The sequence below is a fragment of the Salinivibrio sp. ES.052 genome (assembly GCF_900141775.1).
Classification (GTDB): domain Bacteria; phylum Pseudomonadota; class Gammaproteobacteria; order Enterobacterales; family Vibrionaceae; genus Salinivibrio.
Genome location: NZ_FSRI01000003.1, coordinates 438,375 through 465,013 on the forward strand (window position 1 = coordinate 438,375; position 26,639 = coordinate 465,013).

The 26,639-nt window shown below is 50.4% G+C and carries 24 protein-coding genes; 9 read left to right on the forward strand and 15 right to left on the reverse strand.

Translation table 11 applies throughout. The annotated features are described in order from the left end of the window. Nucleotides 1-9: 9 nt before the first annotated feature. A complete protein-coding gene (locus tag BUQ98_RS14860; RefSeq protein WP_074214569.1) occupies nt 10-492 on the reverse strand; it encodes a DUF3015 domain-containing protein in 483 nt (160 codons plus the stop codon). Between the two features lie 184 nt (nt 493-676). Continuing rightward, on the reverse strand, nt 677-1,861 hold the full coding sequence (hmpA, locus tag BUQ98_RS14865; RefSeq protein WP_074214570.1) for an NO-inducible flavohemoprotein: 1,185 nt from the start codon (nt 1,859-1,861) through the stop codon (nt 677-679). 108 nt (nt 1,862-1,969) lie between these two features. Here hmpA and nsrR point away from each other — a divergent pair, with 108 nt between their 5' ends. Both nsrR and BUQ98_RS14875 read left to right on the forward strand, forming a co-directional pair. Beyond that, nucleotides 1,970-2,395, forward strand: coding sequence for a nitric oxide-sensing transcriptional repressor NsrR (gene nsrR, locus BUQ98_RS14870; RefSeq protein WP_069360987.1), 426 nt, complete (start codon nt 1,970-1,972; stop codon nt 2,393-2,395). A gap of 29 nt (nt 2,396-2,424) precedes the next feature. After that, nucleotides 2,425-4,236, forward strand: a complete 1,812-nt coding sequence (locus BUQ98_RS14875; protein WP_074214571.1) for an ABC transporter transmembrane domain-containing protein — start codon at nt 2,425-2,427, stop codon at nt 4,234-4,236. Here BUQ98_RS14875 and BUQ98_RS16965 read toward each other — a convergent pair. The 7 genes from BUQ98_RS16965 to BUQ98_RS14905 all read right to left on the reverse strand — a co-directional run bounded on the left by BUQ98_RS16965 (nt 4,233) and on the right by BUQ98_RS14905 (nt 12,182). Further along, nucleotides 4,233-4,406: a DUF6435 family protein gene (locus BUQ98_RS16965; protein ID WP_106406577.1), complete on the reverse strand. Its 174-nt coding sequence runs from the start codon at nt 4,404-4,406 to the stop codon at nt 4,233-4,235. The two genes, BUQ98_RS14875 and BUQ98_RS16965, sit on opposite strands and share 4 nt — an antisense overlap. 120 nt (nt 4,407-4,526) lie before the next feature. Then, complete coding sequence (locus BUQ98_RS14880) at nt 4,527-4,934, reverse strand: hypothetical protein (protein WP_074214572.1); 408 nt, start codon at nt 4,932-4,934, stop codon at nt 4,527-4,529. Nucleotides 4,935-5,045: 111 nt separating this feature from the next. Further along, on the reverse strand, nt 5,046-6,011 hold the full coding sequence (locus tag BUQ98_RS14885; RefSeq protein ID WP_083605320.1) for a substrate-binding periplasmic protein: 966 nt from the start codon (nt 6,009-6,011) through the stop codon (nt 5,046-5,048). A 24-nt stretch (nt 6,012-6,035) separates the two neighbouring features. After that, on the reverse strand, nt 6,036-8,900 hold the full coding sequence (gcvP, locus tag BUQ98_RS14890) for an aminomethyl-transferring glycine dehydrogenase (RefSeq protein WP_074214573.1): 2,865 nt from the start codon (nt 8,898-8,900) through the stop codon (nt 6,036-6,038). 15 nt (nt 8,901-8,915) lie between these two features. Next, entirely contained in the window at nt 8,916-9,293 is a 378-nt protein-coding gene (gene gcvH, locus BUQ98_RS14895) for a glycine cleavage system protein GcvH (protein ID WP_074214574.1), read from the reverse strand. Between the two features lie 160 nt (nt 9,294-9,453). Beyond that, complete coding sequence (locus tag BUQ98_RS14900) at nt 9,454-10,755, reverse strand: serine hydroxymethyltransferase (protein ID WP_074214575.1); 1,302 nt, start codon at nt 10,753-10,755, stop codon at nt 9,454-9,456. Between the two features lie 26 nt (nt 10,756-10,781). Beyond that, on the reverse strand, nt 10,782-12,182 hold the full coding sequence (locus BUQ98_RS14905) for an L-serine ammonia-lyase (RefSeq protein ID WP_074214576.1): 1,401 nt from the start codon (nt 12,180-12,182) through the stop codon (nt 10,782-10,784). A gap of 579 nt (nt 12,183-12,761) precedes the next feature. Between BUQ98_RS14905 and BUQ98_RS14910 the strand changes: the two genes are divergently transcribed. Continuing rightward, nucleotides 12,762-13,364, forward strand: a complete 603-nt coding sequence (locus tag BUQ98_RS14910; RefSeq protein WP_074214577.1) for a helix-turn-helix domain-containing protein — start codon at nt 12,762-12,764, stop codon at nt 13,362-13,364. 64 nt (nt 13,365-13,428) lie between these two features. Next, nucleotides 13,429-14,544: a glycine cleavage system aminomethyltransferase GcvT gene (gene gcvT / locus BUQ98_RS14915; RefSeq protein ID WP_074214578.1), complete on the forward strand. Its 1,116-nt coding sequence runs from the start codon at nt 13,429-13,431 to the stop codon at nt 14,542-14,544. Nucleotides 14,545-14,638: 94 nt separating this feature from the next. Here gcvT and BUQ98_RS14920 read toward each other — a convergent pair whose 3' ends face one another. Continuing rightward, entirely contained in the window at nt 14,639-14,986 is a 348-nt protein-coding gene (locus BUQ98_RS14920) for a carboxymuconolactone decarboxylase family protein (protein WP_046075710.1), read from the reverse strand. A gap of 239 nt (nt 14,987-15,225) precedes the next feature. Between BUQ98_RS14920 and BUQ98_RS14925 the strand changes: the two genes are divergently transcribed. Further along, nucleotides 15,226-17,181: a methyl-accepting chemotaxis protein gene (locus BUQ98_RS14925; RefSeq protein ID WP_074214579.1), complete on the forward strand. Its 1,956-nt coding sequence runs from the start codon at nt 15,226-15,228 to the stop codon at nt 17,179-17,181. Nucleotides 17,182-17,260: 79 nt separating this feature from the next. Here BUQ98_RS14925 and BUQ98_RS14930 read toward each other — a convergent pair whose 3' ends face one another. Together BUQ98_RS14930 and BUQ98_RS14935 are read right to left on the reverse strand one after the other, a co-directional pair. Beyond that, nucleotides 17,261-18,661 carry a multicopper oxidase family protein gene (locus tag BUQ98_RS14930; protein WP_074214580.1) on the reverse strand — a complete coding sequence of 467 codons (1,401 nt, stop codon included), beginning with the start codon at nt 18,659-18,661 and terminating at the stop codon, nt 17,261-17,263. A gap of 127 nt (nt 18,662-18,788) precedes the next feature. Beyond that, entirely contained in the window at nt 18,789-19,562 is a 774-nt protein-coding gene (locus BUQ98_RS14935) for an EAL domain-containing protein (RefSeq protein WP_074214581.1), read from the reverse strand. A 395-nt stretch (nt 19,563-19,957) separates the two neighbouring features. Between BUQ98_RS14935 and BUQ98_RS14940 the strand changes: the two genes are divergently transcribed. Continuing rightward, a complete protein-coding gene (locus tag BUQ98_RS14940; RefSeq protein ID WP_074214582.1) occupies nt 19,958-20,572 on the forward strand; it encodes a DNA-J related domain-containing protein in 615 nt (204 codons plus the stop codon). A gap of 108 nt (nt 20,573-20,680) precedes the next feature. Here the strand turns inward: BUQ98_RS14940 and BUQ98_RS14945 are convergent, their stop codons facing one another. Beyond that, nucleotides 20,681-20,977 (reverse strand): DUF406 family protein, encoded by a 297-nt coding sequence (locus BUQ98_RS14945; protein WP_074214583.1) that lies wholly within the window; start codon nt 20,975-20,977, stop codon nt 20,681-20,683. Nucleotides 20,978-21,252: 275 nt separating this feature from the next. Next, nucleotides 21,253-22,908, reverse strand: coding sequence for an AMP-binding protein (locus BUQ98_RS14950; RefSeq protein ID WP_074214584.1), 1,656 nt, complete (start codon nt 22,906-22,908; stop codon nt 21,253-21,255). A 308-nt stretch (nt 22,909-23,216) separates the two neighbouring features. On the opposite strand from BUQ98_RS14950, the gene BUQ98_RS14955 reads away from it, so the two are divergent. From BUQ98_RS14955 to BUQ98_RS14965, 3 genes are all read left to right on the forward strand, one after another. Then, a complete protein-coding gene (locus tag BUQ98_RS14955) occupies nt 23,217-23,768 on the forward strand; it encodes a TetR/AcrR family transcriptional regulator (protein ID WP_083605321.1) in 552 nt (183 codons plus the stop codon). A 312-nt stretch (nt 23,769-24,080) separates the two neighbouring features. Beyond that, nucleotides 24,081-24,464 (forward strand): hypothetical protein, encoded by a 384-nt coding sequence (locus BUQ98_RS14960; RefSeq protein WP_074214585.1) that lies wholly within the window; start codon nt 24,081-24,083, stop codon nt 24,462-24,464. A 146-nt stretch (nt 24,465-24,610) separates the two neighbouring features. Further along, nucleotides 24,611-25,798, forward strand: a complete 1,188-nt coding sequence (locus BUQ98_RS14965) for an acetate kinase (protein ID WP_069586940.1) — start codon at nt 24,611-24,613, stop codon at nt 25,796-25,798. Between the two features lie 174 nt (nt 25,799-25,972). Here the strand turns inward: BUQ98_RS14965 and BUQ98_RS14970 are convergent, their stop codons facing one another. Next, the gene (locus BUQ98_RS14970; RefSeq protein ID WP_074214586.1) at nt 25,973-26,482 is read right to left on the reverse strand and encodes a cytochrome b/b6 domain-containing protein; all 510 of its coding nucleotides are present in this window, start codon (nt 26,480-26,482) and stop codon (nt 25,973-25,975) included. Between the last annotated feature and the right edge of the window lie 157 nt (nt 26,483-26,639).

Genomic DNA, 26,639 nt, shown 5'->3' on the forward strand with positions numbered 1-26,639 from the left:
TTTTATCACTTAGATTTTATACGCTGCAAGCTGATCGTTTTGAGCCACAACCGTGTTTAGGTTGGTCAGTACTTCCTGTGAAGTTACTTGCTCTGAGGTCACGATTGACGCAAAGTTTTGCTTTGCAACATCGTTGAACGCTGCTTTGTCTGCATCTTTGATGCCCCAAACTTCAGAAAGCGTTGCCAAGGTTTCACCTTCACCACGTGCGATATCACGCGCTAGGTTGTCCATATTTCCGTCGATGAACATAGCCAGTTTCTGCTGTGAATCAATGGTGCCTGTACCGTCACAGCCCAGCGTACCAAAAGTGATACCAAAGGTTTGGTTACCTGATGTACCGTTCGTGGTAGCGCCGAGAACTTTGTAAACTTTCCCTTGTTGACCATCAAATACCATTGTACCCAGACCACAGCCGATATCTGAATCTGCCAATGCCGCGCCAGAGAGAGGAAGGGTAGCAAGTGCAGCAATAGCGATAAATTTTTTCATGGTAATCCTTTTAGTAAACGTGTTGGCAATTGGAGTCTAACCCGAATTTGCTTCTCAAATGTGAGATATTTAGACAGGAAAACTCTAAAAACTAGGTGTGCCGATTCTATTGACTATCTTGTATGGTTTCAAGTACACCCTTTATGAATTGGGGTGATGTGCCAAAAAATAGATAAAATCAAGCCTACAACGCTTTATGTGGCCCAAAGCACTCATAGTGGAACTGTTCGTCAGGCACGCCAAGCTCGCGAAGCTGCGCTTGGATATGGCGCATAAAGCCAACTGGGCCGCAGAGATACACTTGCACTGTGTCTGAACGAAAGGCATCGCTCACCGCAGTCAAATCCATCCATCCGATATGATCAAAGTCTTGTCCAAGCGTATCTGCGGGTTGAGGTTGGTTATACCAAATGTGCGTCTGAATATGCGCGTGCTGACGCGCGAGGGTGCGGACAGAATGATTGAAAGCATGCAGTTTGCCGTTCTCGGTAGCATGCAGCCAAGTGACGGGCGCGTCATGTTCGGTCAGGCTTTCCAGCATCGCCAACATTGGCGTTATGCCCACCCCGCCAGAAATTAATACCACGGGTGCATCCTGATCCACGTTCAGTTTGAGATCGCCCGCTGGTGGGGTGAGCATCACAGTGCCACCAACGGCTAACTCGTCATGTAAGTAATTGGAGACCTGACCTTGTGGCTCCCGTTTCACTGAGATCTGATAATGCTGGCTGTTCGGCGCGTGTGACAAACTGTATTGGCGAATTGCTTGATGTTCAAAGCCAGTATGATTGACCACCATGCCAATGTATTGCCCGGCCGTAAAAGGCGCGACGGGCTGACTGTCTTGAGGGGCAAATACAAAACTGGTGACCTGTTCACTTTCAGGACGTTTTTCAATCAACGTGAAGGCTCGCTGCCCTTGCCAGCCACCGATTTGGGCGTGGTTATCTTCATAAAGCTGCCGCTCTTTGGCGATAAAAACATCCGCGAGCACTTGATAGGCCTCAGCCCACGCATCAAGCACGGCTTGTCCCGGCGAAAGTAGTTCATCAATGGTGGCCAATAAATGCTGACCGACAATCGGATAGTGCTCGGCTTTGACCAGCAAACTCGTGTGTTTGTGGGCAATTTTCTCTACCGCGCCTAGTAAAGCAGGTAGGTTGTCGATGTTCTGTGCATAAGCACAAATTGCGTTAAACAGTGCTTCACGCTGATCGCCATTTTGCTGGTGGCGCAGATTAAAAATATTCTTTAACTCGGGGTGATGGTGGAATAGCCTTTGGTAAAAGTGGGTTGTCAGCTTCGGGCCAGTTTCGGCGAGCACAGGGGCGGTTGATTTCACAATATCAATGGTTTGTTGGCTTAACATCAGCGTTTCTCTAAACATGTATATTTAATGCATGTTTTAAGTTGTATCTCAAATATATCTTTTGATCAATAGAAGACTTACAATTTGGCGGGGCAGCAAGAGGCGCACATGCAACTAACCAGCTTTACAGATTACGGACTTCGCACCTTGATTTTTCTGGCCTCCTTGCCAGAGGGTGAGCTCACCAACATTACCGAGGTGACACGCTTGTTTGGTGTGTCGCGCAATCATATGGTGAAAGTCATCAACCGTTTAGGGCAGTTAGGATATATTCAAACGGTGCGCGGGAAGAACGGGGGAATTCGTCTACTGCAAGCGCCGACCGCGATTACGGTGGGGCAAGTGGTGCGCGATCTTGAACCGTTGGAGCTCGTCAATTGCTCGGTTGAGTTTTGTCATATCACCCCAGCGTGCCGTTTAAAAGAGCGTTTAGCGAAAGCCAAGCAAGCCTTTTTAGAGGAGTTAGATGCATGCACCATCGATGCGCTTATCAACGACAATCGCGAGTTAATGATCTTGCTCACCCGCCCCTAAATGTGCACGGGCAGCACTAAGTAGAGCTTATGGCCAATTCCGCTTCAACGCGCGCCGTCTCGACGCCATCTGCTTCAAGTCGCAACAGTAAAAATCTAACGGTTCTGTGGGAGCTGATTGCGTTTGTTCGTCCTTATCGCTGGCAGGTGATCGCGGCATTGCTGGCCTTAGTGTTTACCGCGTCATTGACGCTCTCGGTCGGACACGGCGTTCGCCTTTTGATCGACCAAGGCTTTGCACAGCAATCACTGGTTGAGCTGGGGAATGCGGTACAGTTTATTTTGCTGATCACGGTATTGATCGCGATCGGTACCTTTTTCCGGTTCTATCTGGTGTCATCGGTGGGTGAACGGGTCAGTGCCGATATTCGCCAAGCGGTCTTTGATCATGTGATTGGTCTACATCCGAGCTATTTTGAAACCCACGGCAGTGGCGAAATCATGTCGCGTATCACCACAGATACTAGCTTGCTGCAAAATATCATCGGCTCGTCCTTTTCCATGGCGATGCGCAGTGCGCTGATGTGCGTGGGCGCCATCATCATGCTGCTTGCCACCAATATTAAACTGACCTTGATTGTGCTGGCCTCCGTGCCTTTTATTTTGGTGCCAATACTTATCTATGGCCGTCGTGTGCGGGCGTTGTCGCGGCAAAGCCAAGATTCGATGGCGGATGTAGGTAGCTATGCTGGTGAAGCCATCACCAATATTAAAACCGTGCAAAGCTTCGCAGTAGAAGATCACGCCAAAGCCGCATTTGGTCAAGAGGTGGAGCGCGCCTATCAGATCGGACGCGAGCGCGTCAAACAACGAGCCATTCTTATTTCCGGCGTGATCGTGATTGTGTTCAGCGCCATTACTGGCATGTTGTGGGTTGGCGGTCGCGATGTGATTCAAGGTACTATGTCAGCAGGGGATCTGGGTGCCTTTGTGTTTTTCGCCATCATGGTTGCCTCTTCGATGGCTACCTTGTCGGAAGTGATGGGGGAGTTGCAGCGCGCGGCAGGCGCGACGGAGCGCTTGGTGGAACTGTTGCACGTGCAAAGCCATATTCGAACTCCCGCCACCTCGCCGAGTGCCGATGCCCAATCATTAAGCAATGATATTCGCTTTGAAGCGGTACATTTTCATTATCCCACGCGTCCTCATCAAGCAGCGATTGATGCGTTGAACCTTGTGATTCGGCCCGGTGAAGTCGTCGCCTTAGTCGGACCGTCGGGAGCGGGGAAAACTACCGTATTTGAATTACTGCAACGCTTTTATGATCCGCAGTCAGGTGCGATTAGGCTGGGCGGGCAAGATATTCGTCGCTTATCCCCGCAAGCTTTGCGCCAACAAATGGCACTAGTGCCACAACAACCCGCTCTGTTTAGTGATGATGTAATAGGCAATATTCGCTACGGCAGGCCAGGCGCCAGTGAGCAAGCCGTGAAAGAGGCAGCGATTCAAGCGCATGCCGATGGGTTTATTCAGCAATTACCGGACGGCTACAACAGCTTTTTAGGTGAGCGAGGCGTGCGGCTTTCGGGCGGCCAACGACAGCGAATTGCGATTGCCCGCGCGATTCTCAAGGATCCACGAATTTTATTGCTCGATGAAGCCACCAGTGCGCTGGACAGTGAAAGTGAACATGCGGTACAGCAAGGCTTGGCGGCTTTAATGCGCGACCGAACCACCTTGATTATCGCGCACCGCTTATCGACCATTCAGCATGCTGACCGCATTGTCGTGATGGATCAAGGCAAGCTTGTTGATGTAGGCAGCCATACCGACCTGCTGGCACGCTGCCCTCTGTACCAACGCTTAGTAAAACGGCAGTTTAGCCATGTCTCAAATGGCTAAGCGTTGTTTTCCAATTCTTTAATTTGTTGGTCAATCTTTTCTGCTTCTTCGGTGAGCAGTGAATAACCACGGATGTCGCCGTTGCGCTGCGCCTGAAAGGCTTGTTGCTGCTTAGCTTCGTACTGTTTTTTAAGCTTTTTAACCGGATTTGGTTTTAAAAATGAGAGCATGTCGCGTCCTTTATTTTAAACTAACATGCTCCATTACGATGCGAAGCGGGGCTTGGATGATCCGTCGCCCCATTTATTGATAGGCGGACAGTGAGTGCCTGCGTTAGTGTGTACCAAAGTCTAAAACGAGTAGGTCACGCCCAGTGCGCCGCCAAGTTGTAGCTCTGGGCCACCATGGAAATTAAGCTCGGGATGAATTTGACCATAAGCACTGATCTGCTTATTGATTACCCAATCGAGTCCAATCGGCAAACGCACGCCATAATCGTCATCCCATTCGGCCCAGCCACCGGCGCCCACATACCAATCAACAGGAATATCAGGGTTATCAAAAGTGCCATGTTGAAAAAGGTAATCAAACGCGGTGCCGTCATTGCCGAGGGTAAAACGGTATTGATCGTCGACTTCTAGTACAGCGCTTAGTTGTTGATCGACGGCGAGACCCGCCGCGATGTTGGTTTTCTCTTTTGCCACCGCGTGGGTGGTTAGCCCGAGTGTTATTAGGATGGCAAGCGCGATAGGTTTCATGGTGTGCCTTTTACTGCTTTTTCAGATGGCACAGAATGTAGCGGTGTCAGTGAAACAATCTGTCAAGCGTTTGTCAGCCGCTTCTAAAATCTTGTGCGGGAATGTCAGCGGTTAATCATCAAAAAAATCATCAATGATCGTTTGATACTCGCCGTTGGCTTTCATCTCCGCGAATGCTTGATCAAACTGGTCACGTAAAGCAGACAGTTCTCGGCGCTTAGAAAATGCGATATAACTGGGCGTTTCCTGGATTGGGTGAGGGTGGATTTCAACAATATCCGCGAGGTTCATTTGTTTAATTAATATCCGTGCGCCAAAATAATTACTGAGCCACAGGCGAGCACGGCCGCTTTCTAACATCCGCAAGCATTGCGGCGCACGCGTAAGGCGGAAGGTTTGATCGAAGTGATTTTGCGTCAGCGCAGCGTCCATCTGGCTCCCATAGCTGACGAGGTTGACGACACATACTGAATAGCCTTGAAAGTCGAGAGAATCGATCACTTGGTTCGATACATTCACATCTGCCCGGTGAATCAAACGGATACCTTGGTGGAACAAGATCTGCTTTGAATAATCAAGAAACGCTTCGCGTTCTGGGTTCTTAAAAATAGTAAAAATCCCGTCCGCCAGACCACTTCTCACCTGGTACAACGCTCGCGCCCATGGCAGCACCTCAATCTCGACATCATAACCCAGCTTGGCAAAGGTTTGGCTGACAACACGCACCGCCACCCCATCAAGGTCGCCATCCGATCTTTGAATGTAAGGAGGATATTCGAGCGTGACTAAGCGTATGGTTGACGTAGCGGCATGGACCACTCCGGTCATTCCCAACAGCAGTACTACTAACAGCACGCGTAAAACAGGGCGTCGACATAAACTCAGCAAGGATTGATGACTCTCAGTAAAATGGTGCATTGCTTTAAGTCTAGCCAGCAAGCGGTAAAGCGGGGGAAATTTTCCCTGAGGCGTGGGCGAAGAGCAGTATTGACCAAGGCTGTCACTATAGGGTGTTGAATCGCAATAGTGGATAGCACGGGCAATAAAAAGGCGAACCGACTGGCTCGCCTTTAACATCACTCTTTCCGCGAGCGGATTGGATTACTCATCCATATAGTTTTCAATGCTAGGGCAAGAACAAATCAAGTTACGGTCGCCGTAGACGTTATCGACACGGTTGACCGATGGCCAGTACTTGCTTGCCTTGTTATGGGCAGATGGGAAGCAAGCCAGCTCACGTGAATAGGCGTGAGACCACTCGTCAGCCATCAGATCCGCTTGGGTGTGAGGCGCATTGACTAATGGGTTGTCTTCCAGCGTCCACTCACCGTCTTGCACCTTGGCAATTTCCTCGCGAATGGCAATCATCGCATCACAGAAGCGATCCAACTCTTCTTGGCTTTCACTTTCGGTCGGCTCAACCATCAGAGTGCCCGCGACCGGGAACGACATGGTGGGTGCGTGGAAGCCATAATCCATCAAACGTTTGGCGATGTCTTCTTCGCTAATGCCAGATGCCTCTTTGAGCGGACGAATGTCGATAATGCATTCGTGCGCAATGCGTCCGTTTTTACCGCGATAAAGCACGGGGTAGTAGGGACGCAAACGCTCCATCACATAGTTGGCACTGAGAATCGCTAACTCGGTCGCGCGCGTTAGGCCTTGTTCACCCATCATAGCGATGTACGCCCATGAAATAGGAAGAATCGAGGCGCTACCCATTGGTGCGGCCGACACGGCAAATTCATCACCTTGCTCCACATGACCGGGGAGGAAAGGCGCAAGGTGCGATTTCACGCCAATTGGCCCCATGCCCGGTCCGCCACCACCGTGGGGAATACAGAAGGTTTTGTGCAGGTTGAGGTGCGAAACGTCTGAGCCAATGTAGCCCGGTGTGGTCAGCCCCACTTGCGCATTCATGTTGGCGCCATCCAAGTAAACTTGGCCGCCAGCATCGTGTACTAGCGCGCACACTTGTTGCACGGTTTCTTCGTATACACCATGTGTCGACGGATAGGTGATCATAATGCACGAGAGCGCATCGCGGTGTTTATCGATCTTGGCTTTCAGATCGTCAATATCGATGTTGCCATCGTCATCGCAGCCAACTACTACCACTTTCATTGAGACCATCGCCGCGGAAGCAGGGTTGGTACCGTGGGCAGAGCTTGGGATCAAGCACACGTTGCGGTGACTGTCACCACGGCTTTCATGGTAGCGCTGAATCGCGATTAAGCCCGCATACTCCCCTTGTGCACCTGAGTTCGGCTGCATGGAGATCTCATCGTAGCCGGTGATTTCACACAGCATGTCACGCAGTGATTTACCCAGTGTTTGATAACCTTTGGCTTGCTCCAATGGCACAAACGGGTGCAGGGCACCAAATTCTGGCCAGGTGACGGGGATCATCTCGGCCGCGGCATTCAGCTTCATGGTACAGCTGCCCAGTGGGATCATACCGTGAGTGAGGGAGAAGTCTTTGTTTTCCAACGCCTTCATATACCGCATCAACTTGGTTTCACTGTGATAGCGGTTAAAGACGGGGTGCGTCAGGTATGCACTGGTGCGGCGGCATGCGGCAGGGATCGCGGCAAATTCATCGGCTTCAATATCGCTAGCCACGCTTTCTGCATTGCCTTGACCGGTGAGCGCGGTAAGCAATTGATTGACCTCTGCCAGCGTGCTCGCTTCATCGAAACTCACGCCGAGTTGGCCATTTAATTTACGCAAGTTAAAGCCGGCATCCTGTGCTTTTTGATACAAGGCGTCGGTTTGCTCGCCTGTGTTAAGCGTGACGGTATCAAAGAAGCTGTCGTGGGAAAGGCTCAAGCCCGCCGCTTGTGCCGATTTGGCGAACAGTGCGGTGAGATGATGCACTCGGCGGGCAATTTTCTTCAAGCCTTCAGGGCCGTGATACACAGCATAAAAAGCGGCCATGTTAGCCAGCAGTGCTTGGGCGGTACAAATATTGGAGGTCGCTTTTTCACGGCGAATATGTTGCTCACGCGTTTGCATCGCCATGCGCAGAGCTTGATTGCCTTTGCTATCGACCGATACGCCAATCACGCGGCCGGGCATGGTGCGCTTGAGCTTGTCGCGTGTCGCCATGAAGGCGGCATGTGGGCCACCGTAACCCATGGGCACACCAAAGCGTTGTGCCGACCCAATCACCACATCCGCGCCCATTTCACCCGGCGCTTTGAGCACAGTGAGTGAAAGCAGATCGGTGGCGACCGCAACCAGCGTCTTCTTGCTTTGTGCGTCTGCAATCAGCGTGCTGAGATCGCGCACTTCACCGGTGGTGCCCGGATATTGGAGCAGGGCACCGAATACGTCGTGCTGATTCAGCTGGTCCGCCTGATCAACAATGATGTCATAGCCGAGGAAATTGGCGCGCGTTTTAATCACGTCCAGCGTTTGTGGGTGCACATCATTGGCAACAAAAAACGCGTTGCCTTTGTGCTTGCCGCCACGCTTACACAGGGTCATGGCTTCCGCCGCGGCAGTGGCTTCGTCGAGCAGCGACGCGTTGGCCAAATCCATCCCTGTTAAGTCCATCACCATTTGCTGGAAGTTCAGCAACGATTCGAGTCGGCCTTGCGAGATCTCGGGCTGATAAGGCGTATAAGCGGTATACCAGCCAGGATTTTCCAGCACATTGCGTAAAATAGGCGGTGGGGTATGCGTGTGGTAGTAGCCTTGGCCGATCAGGCTGCGCTTAATGGTATTTTGCGCGGCAATGTCGCTCAGTTCCGCCAACATCTGGGTTTCGCTTTTGGGGGCGCTGAGGTTTAGCGGCTGTGGCAAGCGGATATCGGCAGGGACAGTTTCTTCAATCACATGCTCGAGGCTGGTGGCATTGATCGCCGCCAGCATCGCGCTTTGTTGCTGAGTATCTGGGCCGTTGTGGCGAGCGATAAAGTCATTATCGGCCACTAGGCTATCGAGTAAACGAGTATGCGTCATGATAGTCGTCCTGAATTAGTCGTCGATGGCGGCGGTGTATGCGTCCGCGTCCATTAGATGATCCAAATTGGTGTCGTCAGCCAGCTTAATTTTGGCAATCCAGCCTCCTTCAAAGGGCGCCTCGTTAACTAGCTCTGGGCTATCTTCAAGATCCTCATTGACGGCAATGACTTCGCCATCGACCGGGGCATAGATATCAGACGCTGCCTTCACCGACTCCACCAATGAGAAGCCTTCACCTTTTTCAGTACTGTCGCCAACCTCGGGCAGATCGACAAACACGACATCGCCCAGCAGGCCTTGGGCATGATCGGTGATCCCCATGGTCACCGTGCCATCGCCGTTGTCTTTGACCCACTCATGGCTTTCAGAAAACTTTAGTGTCGCGTCCATTTGTTACTCTCCTGCTAAAAATACGAGTTGCTCATTCGTTGAGCGATTTACAATGTAAACTGAGACGGTGTTTGGGTGACGACACCGCCTTCTATGTCTCTATAATGTTCGTATCAGTCGTGATTGGCTATGTTGTTATCCCACTGGTTGGTTCATGCCGTTATGACTGGCGATAAAGCGGGAAGCGGGCACACAGTTGCTGCACTTCTTTGCGAACACGTGCTTCAATCTCGGCGTTGCCCTCTGGTGCCTCGACCAGAGCATCTAACACATCGCCTATCCATTCGCCGATTTGGCGAAACTCCGCAGTGCCGAAGCCACGGCTAGTGCCGGCAGGGGTGCCGAGGCGAATGCCGGAGGTGATCATTGGCTTCTCGGTATCGAATGGGATACCGTTTTTGTTACAGGTGATGCCAGCGCGTTCTAACGCTTGCTCCGCTTGGTTGCCTTTTAGGCCTTTTGGACGTAGGTCAACGAGCATCAGATGGGTATCGGTGCCGCCCGTCACAATGTCGCAGCCACGTGTTTGTAGGACCTCGGCCAGGACTTTGGCGTTAGCAACCACTTGATCAATATACAGTTTGAATTCAGGCTCCAGCGCTTCACCGAATGTCACGGCTTTGGCGGCAATCACGTGCATCAACGGACCGCCTTGCAGACCAGGGAATACCGCAGAATTGATCTTTTTGTTGATATCTTCGTGGTTGGTGAGGATCATCCCGCCCCGTGGACCACGTAAGGTTTTGTGGGTGGTGGTAGTGACAATATGTGCATGGGGCAGTGGCGATGGGTGTGCGCCGGTGGCCACTAGGCCAGCAATGTGTGCCATATCGACCATCAAATAGGCCCCCACTTCATCAGCAATCGCGCGGAAACGGGCAAAATCAATTTGGCGCGGGATCGCACTGCCACCGGCGATGATCATCTTAGGTTTATGCTCACGTGCTAGCACCGCGACTTCATCGTAATCAATCTCTAGGTTGTCTTTGTTCACCCCGTACTGCACCGCATTAAACCATTTGCCTGATAGCGCAGGTCGCGCGCCGTGGGTGAGGTGGCCGCCAGCATCGAGTGACATGCCTAAAATGGTGTCACCGGGTTGCAGTAGCGCCAGCATGACGGCGCCGTTGGCTTGTGCGCCCGAATGCGGCTGTACGTTGACATACTCACAGCTAAACAGCTGTTTGGCGCGGGCTTGGGCGATGGCTTCGACTTCATCAACGTGCTCGCAGCCGCCATAGTAGCGGCGTCCCGGATAGCCTTCGGCGTATTTATTGGTTAAGCAGGTGCCTTGCGCTTGCATCACGGCTTGCGAGACGATGTTCTCCGAGGCGATTAGTTCAATTTGCTGATGCTGACGTTTGTGTTCGGCCTGCACTGCCGACATCACAGCACCATCGGATTCCGATAAGTTAGTGGAGAAAAACTGCTCCAATTCTACATTCGGGTAGCTCGGTTTCATTGCGCTTTCCTTGTTGGCGATGGTGGCTAACAGGCCACGACGTTAATCGGGATCACATTGGTGGCGAGGCCACCCTGTGAGGTTTCTTTATACTTACTCATCATGTCGAGCCCGGTCTCATGCATGGTTTTGATCACGCTATCAAGCGAGACGTGGTGCTCGCCGTCGCCACCCATGGCTAATCGGGTCGCGTTAATGGCTTTGACGGCGCCCATGGTATTGCGTTCTATACAGGGAACTTGCACGAGGCCATCAATCGGGTCACACGTAAGGCCTAGGTTATGTTCCATACCAATCTCTGCGGCGTTCTCAATTTGTTGATTACTCGCTCCCATCGCCGCGGCTAAGCCGCCAGCTGCCATGGAGCACGCGACGCCAATTTCTCCCTGACAACCGACCTCTGCGGCCGAAATGGAGGCATTGGTCTTGTACAAAGAGCCGATAGCCGCGGAGGTGGCCATAAAGGTACGGATCCCGTCTGGGTTATTGGGCGACACAAATTTGTCGTAATACGCCAGCACGGCAGGGATCACGCCCGCTGCGCCATTGGTTGGGGCGGTGACCACTCGGCCACCGGCGGCATTCTCTTCATTGACCGCCATCGCAAAGAGGTTGACCCAGTCATTGGTATCAGTCGGTAACCCATGCGCTTGTTTGTCGTGAATCGCATCGTACATCCCTTTAGCGCGCCGCTTAATGTTTAAACCCCCCGGCAACACGCCACCTTGTTTAATACCTCTATCGATGCACTCACGCATCACTTGCCAGATATGATCCAGTCCCTGGTTAACCGTGTCACGTGTGGCGCCACTATCGTGATATCGCGCGCGTGCCACTTCGTTAGTAAACATCAGCTCACTGATGGACATGCCCGTTTTTGCACATTGGTCAAGCAACTCCGCCGCACTATTAAACGGGTGAGGAGGGACAAAATCTGTTGCCAATGCATCGGTTTCGCCTTCTTCTACCACAAAGCCGCCGCCGACAGAAAAATAGGTCTTGCTGGCCAAACAGTTACCGGCTTTATCGTATGCACTGACTGTCATCCCGTTGGGGTGCTCGGGCAGTACTTGCTCATAGTGAAAGGCAATATCTGCCTGCCAATTGAATGGGATGTAGTGGCGTCCAGCAAAGGGGAGTTCGCCGCCGTTTTTGACCAGCTTGGTCATGGTATCGATTTCATCTGACTCTATGGTCGCGGGCATTTCGCCCATCAATCCCATCACACAGGCGACGTCGGTGGCATGACCTTTCCCGGTGAGCGCTAGTGATCCGTATAAGTCCACTTTGACACGCTCGATGTCGGTCACTGAGAGCGTTTGTGCCGCGTATTGCGTAAAGCGTGCACAGGCCACCATCGGGCCTACGGTGTGGGAGCTTGAAGGCCCAACACCAACTTTGAACAGGTCAAACATGCTGTGACTCATGGCCTGTCTCCTCAATCAGTAAGGTACGTTTTTGTCATTATTCATGCTGTCCTACATCGAAGATGTCGACATTGCTTCACGTTGCACTCAACAGTCGCGATCGATGAATACGCGCACTGTTGATTTAAACATTTTGTTAACGTACCTAAGCGTTCACTTTTCCGCAAAATAAATTTCCAATAAGAAACCTATGTTGTGATCCTAGAGACAAAACCTTCCCTTTTGATACTATTGCACAGTCACGCAAACGATTGCCTTTTTATCTTAAGCGAGGGTAAATTGCAAATCAATGTCGGTGAATGCTCGGAGGGGACTCGTCGTTCATTGAATAATGGGTAAATAAAAAAGTGTGTAATACTTTGTTTTTACGATAAATAGAGTGAGAGGGCTCAGTTTGGGGTGAGCGTGATAGGTTGCCTGCTTTCACCAATTCGCTGGTTACGTCACGTTTATGGTACCGGTATTTTCCGATAGGAAACTTTTTTGTTAAAAGTGTTAAAGCGTCAAACATAGCGGGACAACCGATAGAGGCGAAAGCAGGTGACAACAGACCAATCAACACAGGATGTGTATCCGTCGATGCAGGTTGAACGATCGCAACGTGAGGGTGAAACGCGCGAGCCCATTGCGCCATTGCGGCTGGGCCCGCGCTTAAAAGCAGTCAGGGTAAGACTTGGGCTTACGCTTGAAGAGGCAAGCCAACGGACTGGGTTGGCTCGCTCGACATTGTCCAAAATTGAAAATGAGCAGATATCCCCAACCTTCCAAGCGATGCAGAAGCTCGCGCACGGCTTGGATATCGATATTCCGCAACTGTTTGCGCCGCCAAAAAAACGGCAAGCAACAGGCCGGCGAGACGTGACGCTAGCAGGTCAGGGAAAAGCGCATCCTACCGGTACCTACGAACATGAGCTGTTGGCGACGCAGCTTAGCAACAAAAAAATGATGCCGTTTAAATCGCGGGTCAGAGCGCGCGCTTTTGAAGACTATAGCGACTGGATCCGCCATGACGGCGAAGAATTTTTATTGGTGCTGGAAGGTAGCATCCAATTTTTTTCCGAATTTTACGAAGCGATCATCCTCAATGAGGGCGACAGTGTGTATTACGACGCTACCATGGGGCACATGTTGGCCTCTGTCAGTGATGCCGATGCACTGATCTTATGGGTAACCGCTTCCTAACCAACGACACAAATACATCGCTTAACGTGGGCAAGAGGCCCGCCGGCGCAATATGGAGTGAACAATGGCAGAGTTACTGACGACCCCGTTACACGGCTTGCATCTTGATATGGGCGCAAAAATGGTTCCATTCGCTGGTTATGATATGCCAGTGCAATATACGTTGGGCGTGCGCAAAGAGCACCTCCATTGTCGTGAGCATGCGGGCTTGTTTGATGTGTCCCACATGGGACAAATTCGTCTTCATGGCACGGATGCAGCGAAAGCATTAGAGGGATTAGTCCCGGTTGATGTACTGGATTTACCAGAAGGAAAGCAGCGCTATGCACTGTTCACTAACGAGCAAGGTGGCATTTTAGATGATCTGATGATTGCCAACTTAGGCGATCACCTTTTCTTAGTCGTGAATGCCGCCTGCAAAGCGCAGGATATTCAGCACCTGCGCAATAATTTGACAGGAGATGTATCGGTCGAGGTCCTAGAAGATCGTGCTTTGCTGGCTCTACAAGGTCCCAAAGCGGCGCAAGTACTGGCGACATTCAACCCAACCGTAAACGATATGGTGTTTATGGACATTCAACCGGTTGAGATTAATGGCATTCACTGCGTGGTGAGTCGCTCAGGTTACACCGGCGAAGATGGATTCGAAATTTCTGTCCCGGCTGAACATGCAGAAGCTCTCGCCAAAGCACTGTTAGCTTACGACGAGGTAGAATGGATTGGCTTGGGTGCGCGTGATTCGCTGCGTCTTGAATGCGGACTGTGCTTATATGGGCACGATCTGGATACCACCACTACGCCGGTTGAAGCAACCTTGATCTGGGCAATCAGTAAAGTGCGTCGCGCCGATGGTGAGCGTGCGGGTGGCTTCCCCGGTGAAGCGAAAATCCTTGAACAAATCGCTACCAAAGCGGTGAGCCGCAAGCGCATTGGGTTGGTGGGCCAAAGCAAAGCCCCTGTCCGTGAAGGCAGCAAACTGTTTGATGCAGACGATAATGAAATCGGCGTGGTGACCAGCGGCACCTTTGGCCCCACCAAAGGGATGCCCGTGGCGATGGGTTACCTCCCGCCTGAGTTTATTGCCCCCGGCACCGAGGTTTACGCCGAAGTGCGTGGTAAAAAACTGCCCATGACCGTTGAGAAAATGCCGTTTGTGCCGCAGCGGTATTACCGCGGTTAAGCCCTCCCTGAACGCATACGACGACGCGAAAAACGCAGCCAGAGATGGCTGCGTTTTATTTTGTTAGCTATCTGCTTTTAGGTATCGACTACGGTTACGCCTCACTCAGTTGCTCGACCGCCTCCAGTGCTTGAGAGCCGTAAATCAATGACGGGCCGCCACCCATCACGATTGCGACGTTAATGGTCTCTACGCACTCTTGTTTGGTTGCGCCATGTTTGAGAGCGGCGGCCACGTGTGCACCAATACAGCCATCGCAGCGTGCGGCAATACCAATCCCTAGTGCAATTAACTCTTTGGTTTTTACGTCAAGATCGCCCTCAGCCATTGCCGCCCGGTGCAGCTGTCCGAATGCGGATAGGGTGTCACTGCTGTGTGCTTTGAATTGTTTATTAAGCGCCAATTGTTGCTGATTGATTTCCTGATAGTTTTTCTTAGTCATGGAACCTCCTTGATAATTTAGATTTATCTAATATATTGATTTTTGCCCCATCATGCAATCGATGTCTGCCGAGGAGTTACTTTTGTCTAAAAATACGAGCATGTTGATGTGTTCACTCAGTAAAATTAGGGTAAATGCGTTATTTATTAGGTTGTCATTAATGGTTGTTCTAGTTTAAAACAACACAACTCCTCTTTTTACCAACATGCTCCTATGTGCTGTCACTGACGGAGGTCAGTATGAGTATTAAAAAACGATTACTCGTTGTTGTCCTGACAGGCGTTATCCTGCCTACCCTCATTATCGCTATTGTGTCACTCTATCAGTTTCGAACGAGTACATTGCAAAGCTATGAGCAGAGCTCATACAAAGAAATGCAGCACATAGGCAATGCGTTTAAATTCTACTTAGAAGGGCTGGCGGCAAACGCCAAAATGCTGGGTAATAGCGACGCGCTTAAACGCTTGGATAGCTCAGTCACCAAATATATGGGCCCGACGAAAACCATGACCTCTGAGCAAAACAGCCCAGTCGAGGCACGGGCGTATGGTTTGTTGGAATCCATGGGGGACTCACGAGAGGATTTCGCCTATGTGTTTCTTGGGCTGAGCGATGGTGGGTACATTCAATGGCCACAAGGAGAGTTGGGGGATTATGACCCACGCCAGCGCCCTTGGTACCAAACGGGTCAGGGAAGTGGCAACAACCCAGTGCGTGTACCGGCGTATCAAGATGTGAACACTGGCGCACCTCTGCTCGATTATGTGATGGAGTTTCAGGCGCAAGACGGTTTGCGTGGTGTGATTGGTGTTGATGTTACGCTAGAAGCGCTGACAAATATGTTAGGCGACGTCACCCTCGGTGAGTCGGGCTATATTGTGTTGGTGGAAGACACGGGCACCGTGCTTGCTGATCCGAACAACCCAGACAATAACTTTGAGCCTGCCCGGAGTGTCGAAAGTGTCTACAGCGGTGGGAATTTTAGTGAATCACTTACCGCCGTCTCCTTTGCTGGCAAAGACTACTTTGTCAACCAGTACAAAGCACCGGAGAGTGGTTGGCGACTGATTGGTATTGTGCCGCAGCAAGAGGTACTCGGCCAAGTAACGCAATTGCAAACGGTGATCCTGTCCATCAGTCTGATCCTCGTGCTTGCATTCGGTGTGCTTGGCTACTTTATGATCCACCGTATATCGGCATCCATCATTGCGGTCAGCGACGGGCTGAGCGATGCCGCGAGTGGCGATGGCGATCTGACCAAACGTTTACCGGTGCGTGGCGAGGATGAGCTGGGCAAAACGGCGGGCGCGTTTAATCAGTTTGTGGATGTGATTCAAGAGCTGATCATCGGTATAAAGGACAGATCGACCAAGCTGTCGTCTCATGCCGATCAAACCACCCAATTTGCCGAGCAGCTGGATGGTGCTAGTCATCAGCAGCGCTCAGGGCTAGAGCAAATTGCCACCGCGTTCCATCAAATGGTGGCCACGGCCAACGAGGTATCGCAAAACTGTAATCAAACGGCGGACTCCGCCCAGCAGTGCCAGTCAGAAGTGGACCGAGGCATGGCATTGATGAATAACACGCGTGCAGCGGTGCAAGAAATGGCCACCACGCTCAACGAAGCAGATAGCGCGATGGCGGAGCTCACCAAAGAGAACGACAATATTACCGCCATGCTGGATACCATTCGAGGCATTGCCGAGCAAACCAATTTGCTTGCGCTTAATGCGGCGATTGAGTCAGCGCGCGCCGGGGAACATGGACGAGGCTTTGCGGTGGTCGCAGACGAGGTGCGGGTGCTATCGCAAAAAACCACCAAATCAACCGAAGAGATCGATGAACTGTTGCAGGCCTTAACCCAACGCACCAACCAGCTCTCTGAAAAGCTGCAAGGCAGTGTTGAGCATTCACAAACCACCACTGAAGCGACGGAAGAGGCCTTGAGTGTTTTTGACACCATCCAAAATTTGGTAGGACAAATTCACGATATGGCGGCACAAATTGCCACGGCGACAGAAGAGCAACACTCGGTATCGGAAGATATTAATCAGAATGTGACCAGTGTTTTGGAAGGTGCCAACAGTGCAGCATCAACGGCAGAGCAAACCAATGCAACAGCCGCCGAGCTGCGTGTGGTGGCCTCAGAACTATCAGAGTTAGTTAATCGCTTTAAAACGGAAAAGGACAGTTAATTGCAGCGGGTGAAAACCGAGTGACGACATAAAGTGGCGAGCCAAGTGCTCGCCGTTTTTTATAGGTGTGATTTGGCCGCTATGCGACCTCGACAAACCCCATCAGGCCGGTTTTCATGTGCTCAATAACATGGCAATGGTACATCCATCGGCCCGGATTATCGGCCACAAACGCTGCCTTGGCGTGGCCATTTTTACCCAACAGCACGGTGTCAGTGTGGAATGGCGTGACCGGTTTGCCATCCATTTCGAGGACGGTAAAGGTATGACCGTGCAGGTGAATAGGGTGATGGTATTGCGTGACGTTTTTTAAATCGAAGATATAGGTCTTCCCGCGTTCCAGTTTGGCGATCGGCTCAGGAATATTACCTTTACTCATTCCCTCCCAAGCGCGTTTATTCATCAGCCAAAATTCGTGTTTCCCTTTGCCTTGTTTATCGGCCGGTGTGATCGCCCCTGCCCACTCAAACACAAAGTGGCGGGTTTCGGCGTTGGCTAAATCAATCGGCGTGACGGGGTTGAGCGGCAAAGCGGGCAATGGCTTGTCTTCCAAATGAGAAGGCGTCGAGGTAAAGCTTGCCAGCAAGAAAGGAAAGTCACCTTTCATATGCATCACCTCGATTTTTTCGCCAGCGTTTGGTGCAATCAGGCCAATATCTAGCCGCATCCCTGGGGCTATCTTGTGCTCCTCTAGTCGGCGTGGTGTGGCAATCGGGTTACCATCGATGGCGATTATCCAGGCTTCTGCGCCGCGCACTTGAATCGGATAGGTGAGCGTATTGTCCACATTGGCTAAGCGCAGCCGTGTGGTCGCTTTTTCTTGCAGTGTGTATTCAGGGTGATGAATACCATTCACGGTGCCCCACTCACCGGGTGTCCCCATGCGCGCGCTGTAGCGTGGAATGGCGAGATCTTTCCAATGGCCTTGCCGGTCGAGATGCCAGTGCTTAAGTGTCAGTGTGTGCTCCTCATCGAACACGACAGGCGTGACTTCCTCGACCACAATCGCACCGACCAGCCCTTTACCCAACTGCACGACAGAGTTCATATGCGGGTGGTACCAAAAGGTGCCGGCATCCGGTGGGGTAAAACGATAGGTAAAGGTTTCACCGGGCTGAATAGGCGCTTGGGATAAGAAAGGAACACCGTCCATTTCAATGGGGATACGTAACCCATGCCAGTGAATGGTGGTGGGTTCGTTGAGGTTATTGGTAAAGTGAATCGTCACTGGCTCGCCTTGGCGGCAGCGGAGCGTGGGCGCTGGTATGTCGCCATTAAAGGCGAGGACCTCGGTCTGATGACCGGGAACCAACTCGGCCTGACTGGGCTCGGCGCTGAGATGGTATTCCCATTGCTCGTTTTGTCGAGACGCAGAGACTAATGAGCAAGCGGGTAGGGTGGAAAGGGCTGCCACCGCTGCGGTTGTTTGTAAGAATTGACGCCGGGAGAGGCCACGTGCGTTCAGCGATTCACCATTCATTCTTTACACCTGTTCAACGCGGTAATGGCGCAACAGTATACCTTGAAAGTTGATAGTGAGAAAGATTATCAATTGTGATTGTGAGGGAGTTAAAACAGCGAGCGCTAAGACTCGCTGAGCCGTCATCTTATTGACGGTGGAAGGTTTCTAATCCAGGTGCTTGATTGATAGGCGGTAAACACTCGAACCCGGGTTTGGCAATGTAATAACCTTGAAAGAAGTCGACGCCTAAGCTAACGAGACACTGAAGCTCGGCTTCTGTTTCAACACCCTCGGCAATAATTTGACGGCTTAGCTCGTGGCACATGGCGACACTGTGGCGCACAATGGTTTGCTTGGTAACGTCAGTGTCAATATTCCGTATCAGTGCCATATCCAGCTTAATCATATGCGTGTTAATGCTGGCCAGCGCGGTAAGACCGGAATAACCGGCACCGAAATCATCGATTGCGGTTAAAAAACCTTGTGAACGGTAATAGCGAATAATGCGCTGAATATGGCTGTAATCAAGGACTTCTTCCCCTTCGGTGAACTCAAATAAAATCCGGTTGAGCGGAAAGTTATAGTCATTCGCCGCTTTCAGCGTGGTGCGGATACAGCGCTCTGGCTCGTACACCGCATTAGGCATAAAGTTAATGCTGAGGTAACAAGGGATAGATAGTTCGGCCGCGAGTTTGACCGCCTTGATGCGGCAGGTTTGGTCAAATTGATACTGATTCTCTTTGTTGACATGCTGAAACACACTGCCCGCACCGCTACCGTCTTTGCCACGGGCAAGTGCCTCGTAGGCATAAATGGAATGCGTAGAGAGCTGAATAATGGGCTGGAATGCCATGGTAAAATCGAATGCGAGTGGCTGCGCATCCCTGCAGGCCTCACATTGTGTTGAAGATGCTGTCATAGAAAAGCGGTTGTTTAGTATGTCCTTGTAAAAAGGTTAATGGAGTTCTGGGCATAATGCGAATTAGATGACAAAAATTATGGGGTTTGCACGGTTTAAGGTGAATGCCTTGTGATGTCGACTCGACATAAACAGACAAGACTTGGTTTTAATATGCCAAAACGGTCTCTTTTTCATCATAAGTTGGCACTGGATATGCTTAATAATTAAGCGGCAACATCGGGCGTGTCATTATGATGGCGAAGCACGCAGTTAAAAATAGTTCCTCAAAATGGATTTCCCGATAATTGCTACAAAATAGCCAGAATTGGTTTATACCTTAATAAGGTGGCTTTACAACCAACCCTAAGAGATGCCGGTTCAAGGTAGCTGGCCAGTGACAGAGGATGAACGTCATGCTTGCTGAAAAACGGGATGAAATAGACAACCCCCTGATTTGGCCAATACTCAGTATTCTAGAATCAACGCGACAAAGCTGGAAAGTGCATCACCTGTTAGGTGAGCTGCAAAAAGACACCATGATGGCCCAGCTCGATGCTGATCCCCACCTTGATTTATTCAAACGCAATTTCCTGATCATGAATGCCTTGTATCAACTACAAGAAATGTTGTTGCCGCAGCAGTGGTTGCAGGTGGAGTCGATGGACATTCAATTGCAGTGGCGTGTGGGTAATAACGGATTTGTCGCGAGAGAAATTGATTACCAGGATCCATTGCGTGATTACTACATGGATTGGAACAACTATGACGCCAGCCAAGATGACGTGAAAGAGCTACTGTCTTCATTTTGGAAGCACTACCAGCGTCATATCGGTAATGAAGCGCCGGGCGAGGCGATGTTGGAGCGCAACAAGGCGTTAAAAGTGTTGGGTTTGGATGGAAGTGCCAGTGAGCATGAAATTCGTCGTCAGTGGCGCAAAATGGCACTGAAGTGGCACCCTGATCGGCCCGAGGGAGATGCGACAACGTTTCGTGAAATGTGTGAAGCGTGGCAAAGCTTGCGTCTGTAATGCTTGATTGAGTATCAGTGCTTAACTGAGTGACGAGAGCCAAGGTGATGAATAAGCAGGGAAGGGAGAATACCGCCCTGCTTATTCATCTCTGATTGCGATAAGGGTTTAAGCGTTATTCAAACTACGACTGCGTAGTTCAAAGATCAGCTTCTCAGCACTGCACTCAAATCGCATTTTGAAAGTGTATTGACCGCTTTGAAGGGTCTGACTGTCAAAGTCGTGCTTCACCGCTGGATTAATGCTTTGTGCGAGTTCAAGGTATTGGTCAAAACGTGCCTTCATCGCCTCCGCACTGTCTGCTTGGATAGTAACCTCGGCAACATCGTCTCCCTCAGAAATAATATAGCCAATCTCTGCACTGACACCACACGCGTCGCATGCGTCGGTTTGATTCTCTTTCATGGTGTTCCCCTACATCTACGCAGCTAATAACGTAACGTTTAAAACGAATGCTGCAAACTAATTACGTGATCTTTAGCAAACACTTGCTTGTGGCACATTGAGATAGGTCAGGTTTTTGCATTAATTGTGTGTTGATGACGCAGAATGCGTCTGGAAAGGCAAATAAAGCGCAGATTACGTGTAGAAATCTGCGCTAGGTATATAAACAGAAGAGCGATCAAGCGCGCTGCCCCATCATCGCAAGAGAATAGGGCAGAATGATGATGTGTCGAAGGCTATAGCCAGTCTTCTTCCCATTGCACAAGCGTGCCTTTTGGCCAATTTGCCCCAATGTCGTGGTATTCCTGCTCCAATTTATGGCGACGGATTTTCAAGGTTGGTGTCAGCTTGCCATTTTCGATACTCCAAGGCTCTTTGATCATCAACACCCCTTTTATTTTTTGATGGGATTCAAGCTCGCCATTGATAGTGTCGACAACTTTCTTGACTCGTCGCTCGTAACGGGCTCGGTCAAAGTGAGGAAAGTGATGAGGTAAGGCGAGTAAGATCGGCGCTGGCATACCAGAGCCAACGACACAAAGCATCTCAGCGTTAGATAGCTCAAATAAACGCTTCTCGATAGGCACCGGGGCGACAAATTTCCCCTTGGCCGTCTTAAAGGTATCGTTTTTGCGTCCAGAAATACTCAAGTAGCCTTCACTATCGAGCTCACCTAAATCGCCGGTATGTAACCAGCCATTGACCAATGTCTCGTTCGTGGCTTCCTCATTCTTGTAATAGCCACTAAACAGTCCTTGGCTTTTCACTAAGATCTCTTGGTCGTCTGCAATTTTTATTTCGACACCTGGACCCGCATTGCCCACCGTCCCAATTTTATCGGCACGGAAAGGGTAATTAATAGTGCTGTATGCGTAACTTTCAGTCATCCCCCAGGCTTCAGTGACATTGAGCCCGAGTTTTCGATACCATTCGAGCAGTGCGGGTGCAACGGGTGCGGAACCACAACCCAGCACACGTGCTTGGTCCAACCCTAGATTCTTGGCGACTTTACTTTTTACCAGTGTATTGACGAAGGGAATGCTGAGTAGCACGTTTAGTTTGCCATCTGGCAGCTTCTCCTGAATACGTTGCTGGAACAGTGTCCAAAGACGCGGTACTGAAATGAATAAGGTGGGGCGATGCATTTTGACATCTTCGATAAAGGTATCGAGTGATTCAGGGAACGCCGTTGGGATCCCACCCATAATCGCTGAGCCCATGATGTAAACCCGTTCGGTAATGTGCGCTAGTGGCAGATACGAGAACAAGCGATCATCGGGCTCTATTCCAATATGGTCTATCAGGCGTTGAGCCGACCAGCAGTAGCCGCCATAACTTAAAATCGCCCCCTTAGGTAAGCCAGACGTTCCCGACGTATAGACCAGCGACATCACGTCATTATCGAGGTGTACTGGGCGCTCTTCTGATGGTTCATGGTTGGCAATTAAGTCATGCCACTCGTAGTGGCAGCTAATGGTAGGGTAAGGAAAGGCAATCGTCTTTAAGCCTGACATGTTCTCAAGTGAAGCACTCAAGGCTTTACTGTCGTCGAGTTTGCCTACAAACATGGCTTTAGATTCACTGTGGGTCACTACATGGTCAATGGTGTCTGTCCCGGCCGTTGGAAAAATGGGCACACTGATATAACTGCCCATCATCATCGCTAAGTCTGCAATAAACCACTCGGCGCAGTTTTTAGAGATCAATGCGATTTTGTCGCCAGGCTTTAGCCCCATATCACGTAGCGCTGTGACCATTCGCAAGGCCTGATCGGCGACATCGGCAAAAGTATAATCATGGAAACGGCGTTCGTGAATCTGTCTTAGAAAAACATGGTTTGGACGCTCATCGGCCCAACGTAAGATCTGGTCGTGCGGTTTGATATGTGACATTGGACTTCCTCATTGTCGCAACGTAGATAAGTACGTTTAAACGTTATAATAATGTTAACTTACTGATCACGGGCAAGGGTAGGCAAGATAATCATTCAAACACATGTTCAAATTATGACTGATGACACTATTTGCGGTGCTGTAAGGTGGGTTTTTCGGTTTTTTTATACCATTCGCAATAAAGTGTTTAGAAGTTTGATCCGCTTCCGCGTTCAAGTAAGCCGTTTAGTGTCAGGCTTTATCGGTGACTCTGTACTATTTTTAGAGAGGGCTAGGCTTTATCACGAGTCAGCCTCACCGCGAGCCAGATGGCCCGCGTTGGAGCACTGCGCCATCAGTGGCGATTGACGGGGGAGAATAGGTTACGCATGCCAAAACGGAGTAAAGCCCAAACGCAACAGACCATCGAGACCATACTGGCGGAAGCCAAACGGCAGTTGTTAGCCCTTGGCTATGAGGGGATGTCCTACACCACACTTAGCGAAGCCACCGGCGTCTCGCGTACAGGGATTAGTCATCATTTTCCGCGAAAACAGGATTTTATGGTCGCACTGGAGCCCTTTATCGTGGAAAGTCTACGAACACCGCTCGACACAAGCGGTACCATCAATACGCTTATGAAAAGTTGGATGCAGGCGATGCACGCTGATGGGGAGTTTAAAGCCACTCTGAAATTATGCTTTTATTTGTTGATTAGCGGGAAGGCCGACAATGGCGCCGCTTTCAGGAGCTTAAAAACCCTCCAGAATGAATGTGAGCAGCGGATGCAAACAGATTTAACGGTGGCGTTCTCACAGCTTCTAGGTGCAAGTTTATTATTGTGTCGTCAGAGAAATGAGGGAGGTCAAAAGTCCGTGTGACACACCATGCTTGTCGCGTATAAAAAATTAACCGTCAACTCACTGACATGATCACTTTTTTTTGTTATTTTTATCATGCTTTTAGAGCAATTAATGTATCTGGAGACAACTATGAACAATACCGACCATCCTCCGAGTCTAAACGGAGAAAAATAGCGACTGTTGGTATTGCTCGCGTTAATTTTACCAGCCGTCGTCGATAGCTGGTTCCATCTGCTCTATTTTTCTCCTCTCGCTGTAACGCATAATGCCACCCTTAGGGGCCTATACGTTGTTGATGGTCGTTACCTGTTGCCAATCGGGAGATTCGCCATGACGGTAATGAACAACACCTTTAATTATACCGCGACGTTTTCAACCACAGAGATCGTGGCGGCGCGTAATGCCTTTTTACAATATGATTTCGACAAACAAGTTGCATTGCTCACTGTGATGCCAATCGATGAGTCAATGGGTGTTATGCATCATTGCTCGGTCGTACACGTTCAGCATCTGCTCGAAGCATTGAGAGAACAAGGGCATCAGCGACAAGCTGACGACTATGCACATCGGCTTGGGCTGGTATCACCAGAGGAGAGCTTTGCGTCACGTCTGCTTGACACATATAGCCAGCATCGTAAAACGGTGATCGCGGTCTCGCTATTTTTTTTAGTGTCAGGCGTTATGAGCTACCTATCGGTTTTTGTTTTTGCCTAGTCCGTGCGCACTTAGCTTGATCTTACGCAGTAAATTGTTGCGCAATTATGCTATCACTATAACGATAGTTGAATTGTTCAAAAATATTTTAATAATGGGGTTGCGGCTGTGAGCCGTGACCCTAATTCTGCCAATAAGGTAACCTTATGAGTGATGCACTGGTACTCGTTATTAATTCAGGTAGCTCGTCGTTAAAATTTGCCCTGATGGATGCGCAAACTGGCGACGCTGTGATTTCCGGCGCTGGAGAATGCTTTGGGCGCGATGACGCGCGGATGAGCTGGAAAGTCGACGGTGAAAAAACCGAGAAAACCTTAAGTGCAGGAAGCAACCACCACCAAGAGGCCATGGACATCATTGTGGGCCTTATCGAAAGCAACCAATTAAGTGACAAACTCCAGGCCGTTGGCCATCGTGTGGTACATGGCGGTGAAACCTTCAGCCAAGCTACCCTGATTGACGATGCCGTACTGGCGCAAATCGATGCGCTAAAAGCCCTGGCGCCACTGCATAACCCAGCACATGTGGTGGGCATTAAAGCGGCGCGCAAAGCCTTCCCAAGCTTGCCGCAAGTGGCGGTTTTCGATACGGCATTCCATCAAACCATGCCAGAAAAAGCTTACCATTACGCGATCTCGCGTCAGCTCTACAACGATTACGGTATTCGCCGCTACGGCTTCCACGGCACCAGCCATTATTACGTAAGCCGTGAAGCGGCAAAATGGCTTAACCAAGCGCCTGAACAAACCAACGTAATCACCGTACACCTTGGTAATGGTGCCTCTTTGTGTGCGGTCAAAGACGGTCAAAGTGTCGATACCAGCATGGGCTTTACGCCTTTAGCCGGTTTGATGATGGGCACACGCTGTGGTGATATTGACCCATCTATTCTAGAGTTTTTGTCGAAAAAAGGGCTCAGCATGGATCAAATCCACCATGAGCTGATCGATAAAGCTGGTTTACTCGGTGTTTCGGAATTAACGAACGATTGCCGAGGCTTGGTCGAGGCGGCAGAGCAGGGCCACAAAGGCGCACAATTGGCGCTAGAAATGTTCGCTTATCGCGTTGCAAAATTCATCGCAAGTTACATGGTGCCTTTATCTCGCCTGGATGCGATTGTTTTCACAGGCGGAATTGGCGAGAACTCACTGCCAGTGCGTGAGATGATCCTCAAAGAGCTGGCCATTTTCGGCTATCAAGCGGATGCCGATGCCAACGCCGCCGCGCGTTTTGGTGCCGCAGGGCAAATCACCACCCAAGCGTCACCGCTAGCATTGGTGATCCCAACCAACGAAGAGCTGGTGATCGCACAACAAGCCATGGCAATGGCCTAACTGTCGCACCTCCTCGGATATCAAGCGAGCCTCAAGGCTCGCTTTTTTGTGGCCACTCGCCATGGTCTTGCCAGACAAGCAAGCCGAGTCTCGATAGGCTAAGCAGGACGAGCGCAAGAGAAAAGAAAACGAGAATAGGTCTGAAATTGCGAAGGCTTGTCATCTTTGCACCACTTAACGCAGCATAGATTTTATGTAGTTACGCTTACCAAATCGACTCATCAAAATGGCGGCGCTAACATGGATAGTGACGAGGATCAGGGTTGCGTTGGCAGCAAACTCATGGACTTCTTCTAACCATTCGAGCTCTTCACCTGACTGCGTCATTGTCCAGCCAGTCAAAATGGTGACGAGGAGCAATCCCCAAAGACTCCAAATCATAAGTGCCGCGGCAGGGTTATGACCTGAGCTTGTATGATCACGCCCTCGTATAAGGTTGCTGAAGTGAGCTCGAGCGGCAGAAAGCGAGGGAATAAAACGGGTTAGTCGTGCTTCTGAATGCGTGAGCATTCCCCAAATCAGACGTAAGACAATGGCCCCAAGGATCACGTACCCAAACCAGCGATGAATGTCACTGCCTTCTTCCGTGACGCTCATGTTGGCAAAGAATAATGCAGCAATCAGCCAATGGCTCAACCGGACAACTCTGTCCCATTTAAATGGTCGTGGGGTGTTAGCGGTCATGGTAATTTCCTCTCATGTGGTTATGTCTTCACTCTATGAGAGGAAACTTAAGAATCACTTAAGAGGGACAAAAAATAAAAAAGTTATATTTTACAATTAGATAAATTTTTTAGGTGCATTTTTTATCGGCAGGAGGAGATTCTTAAGCTTTTCTTAA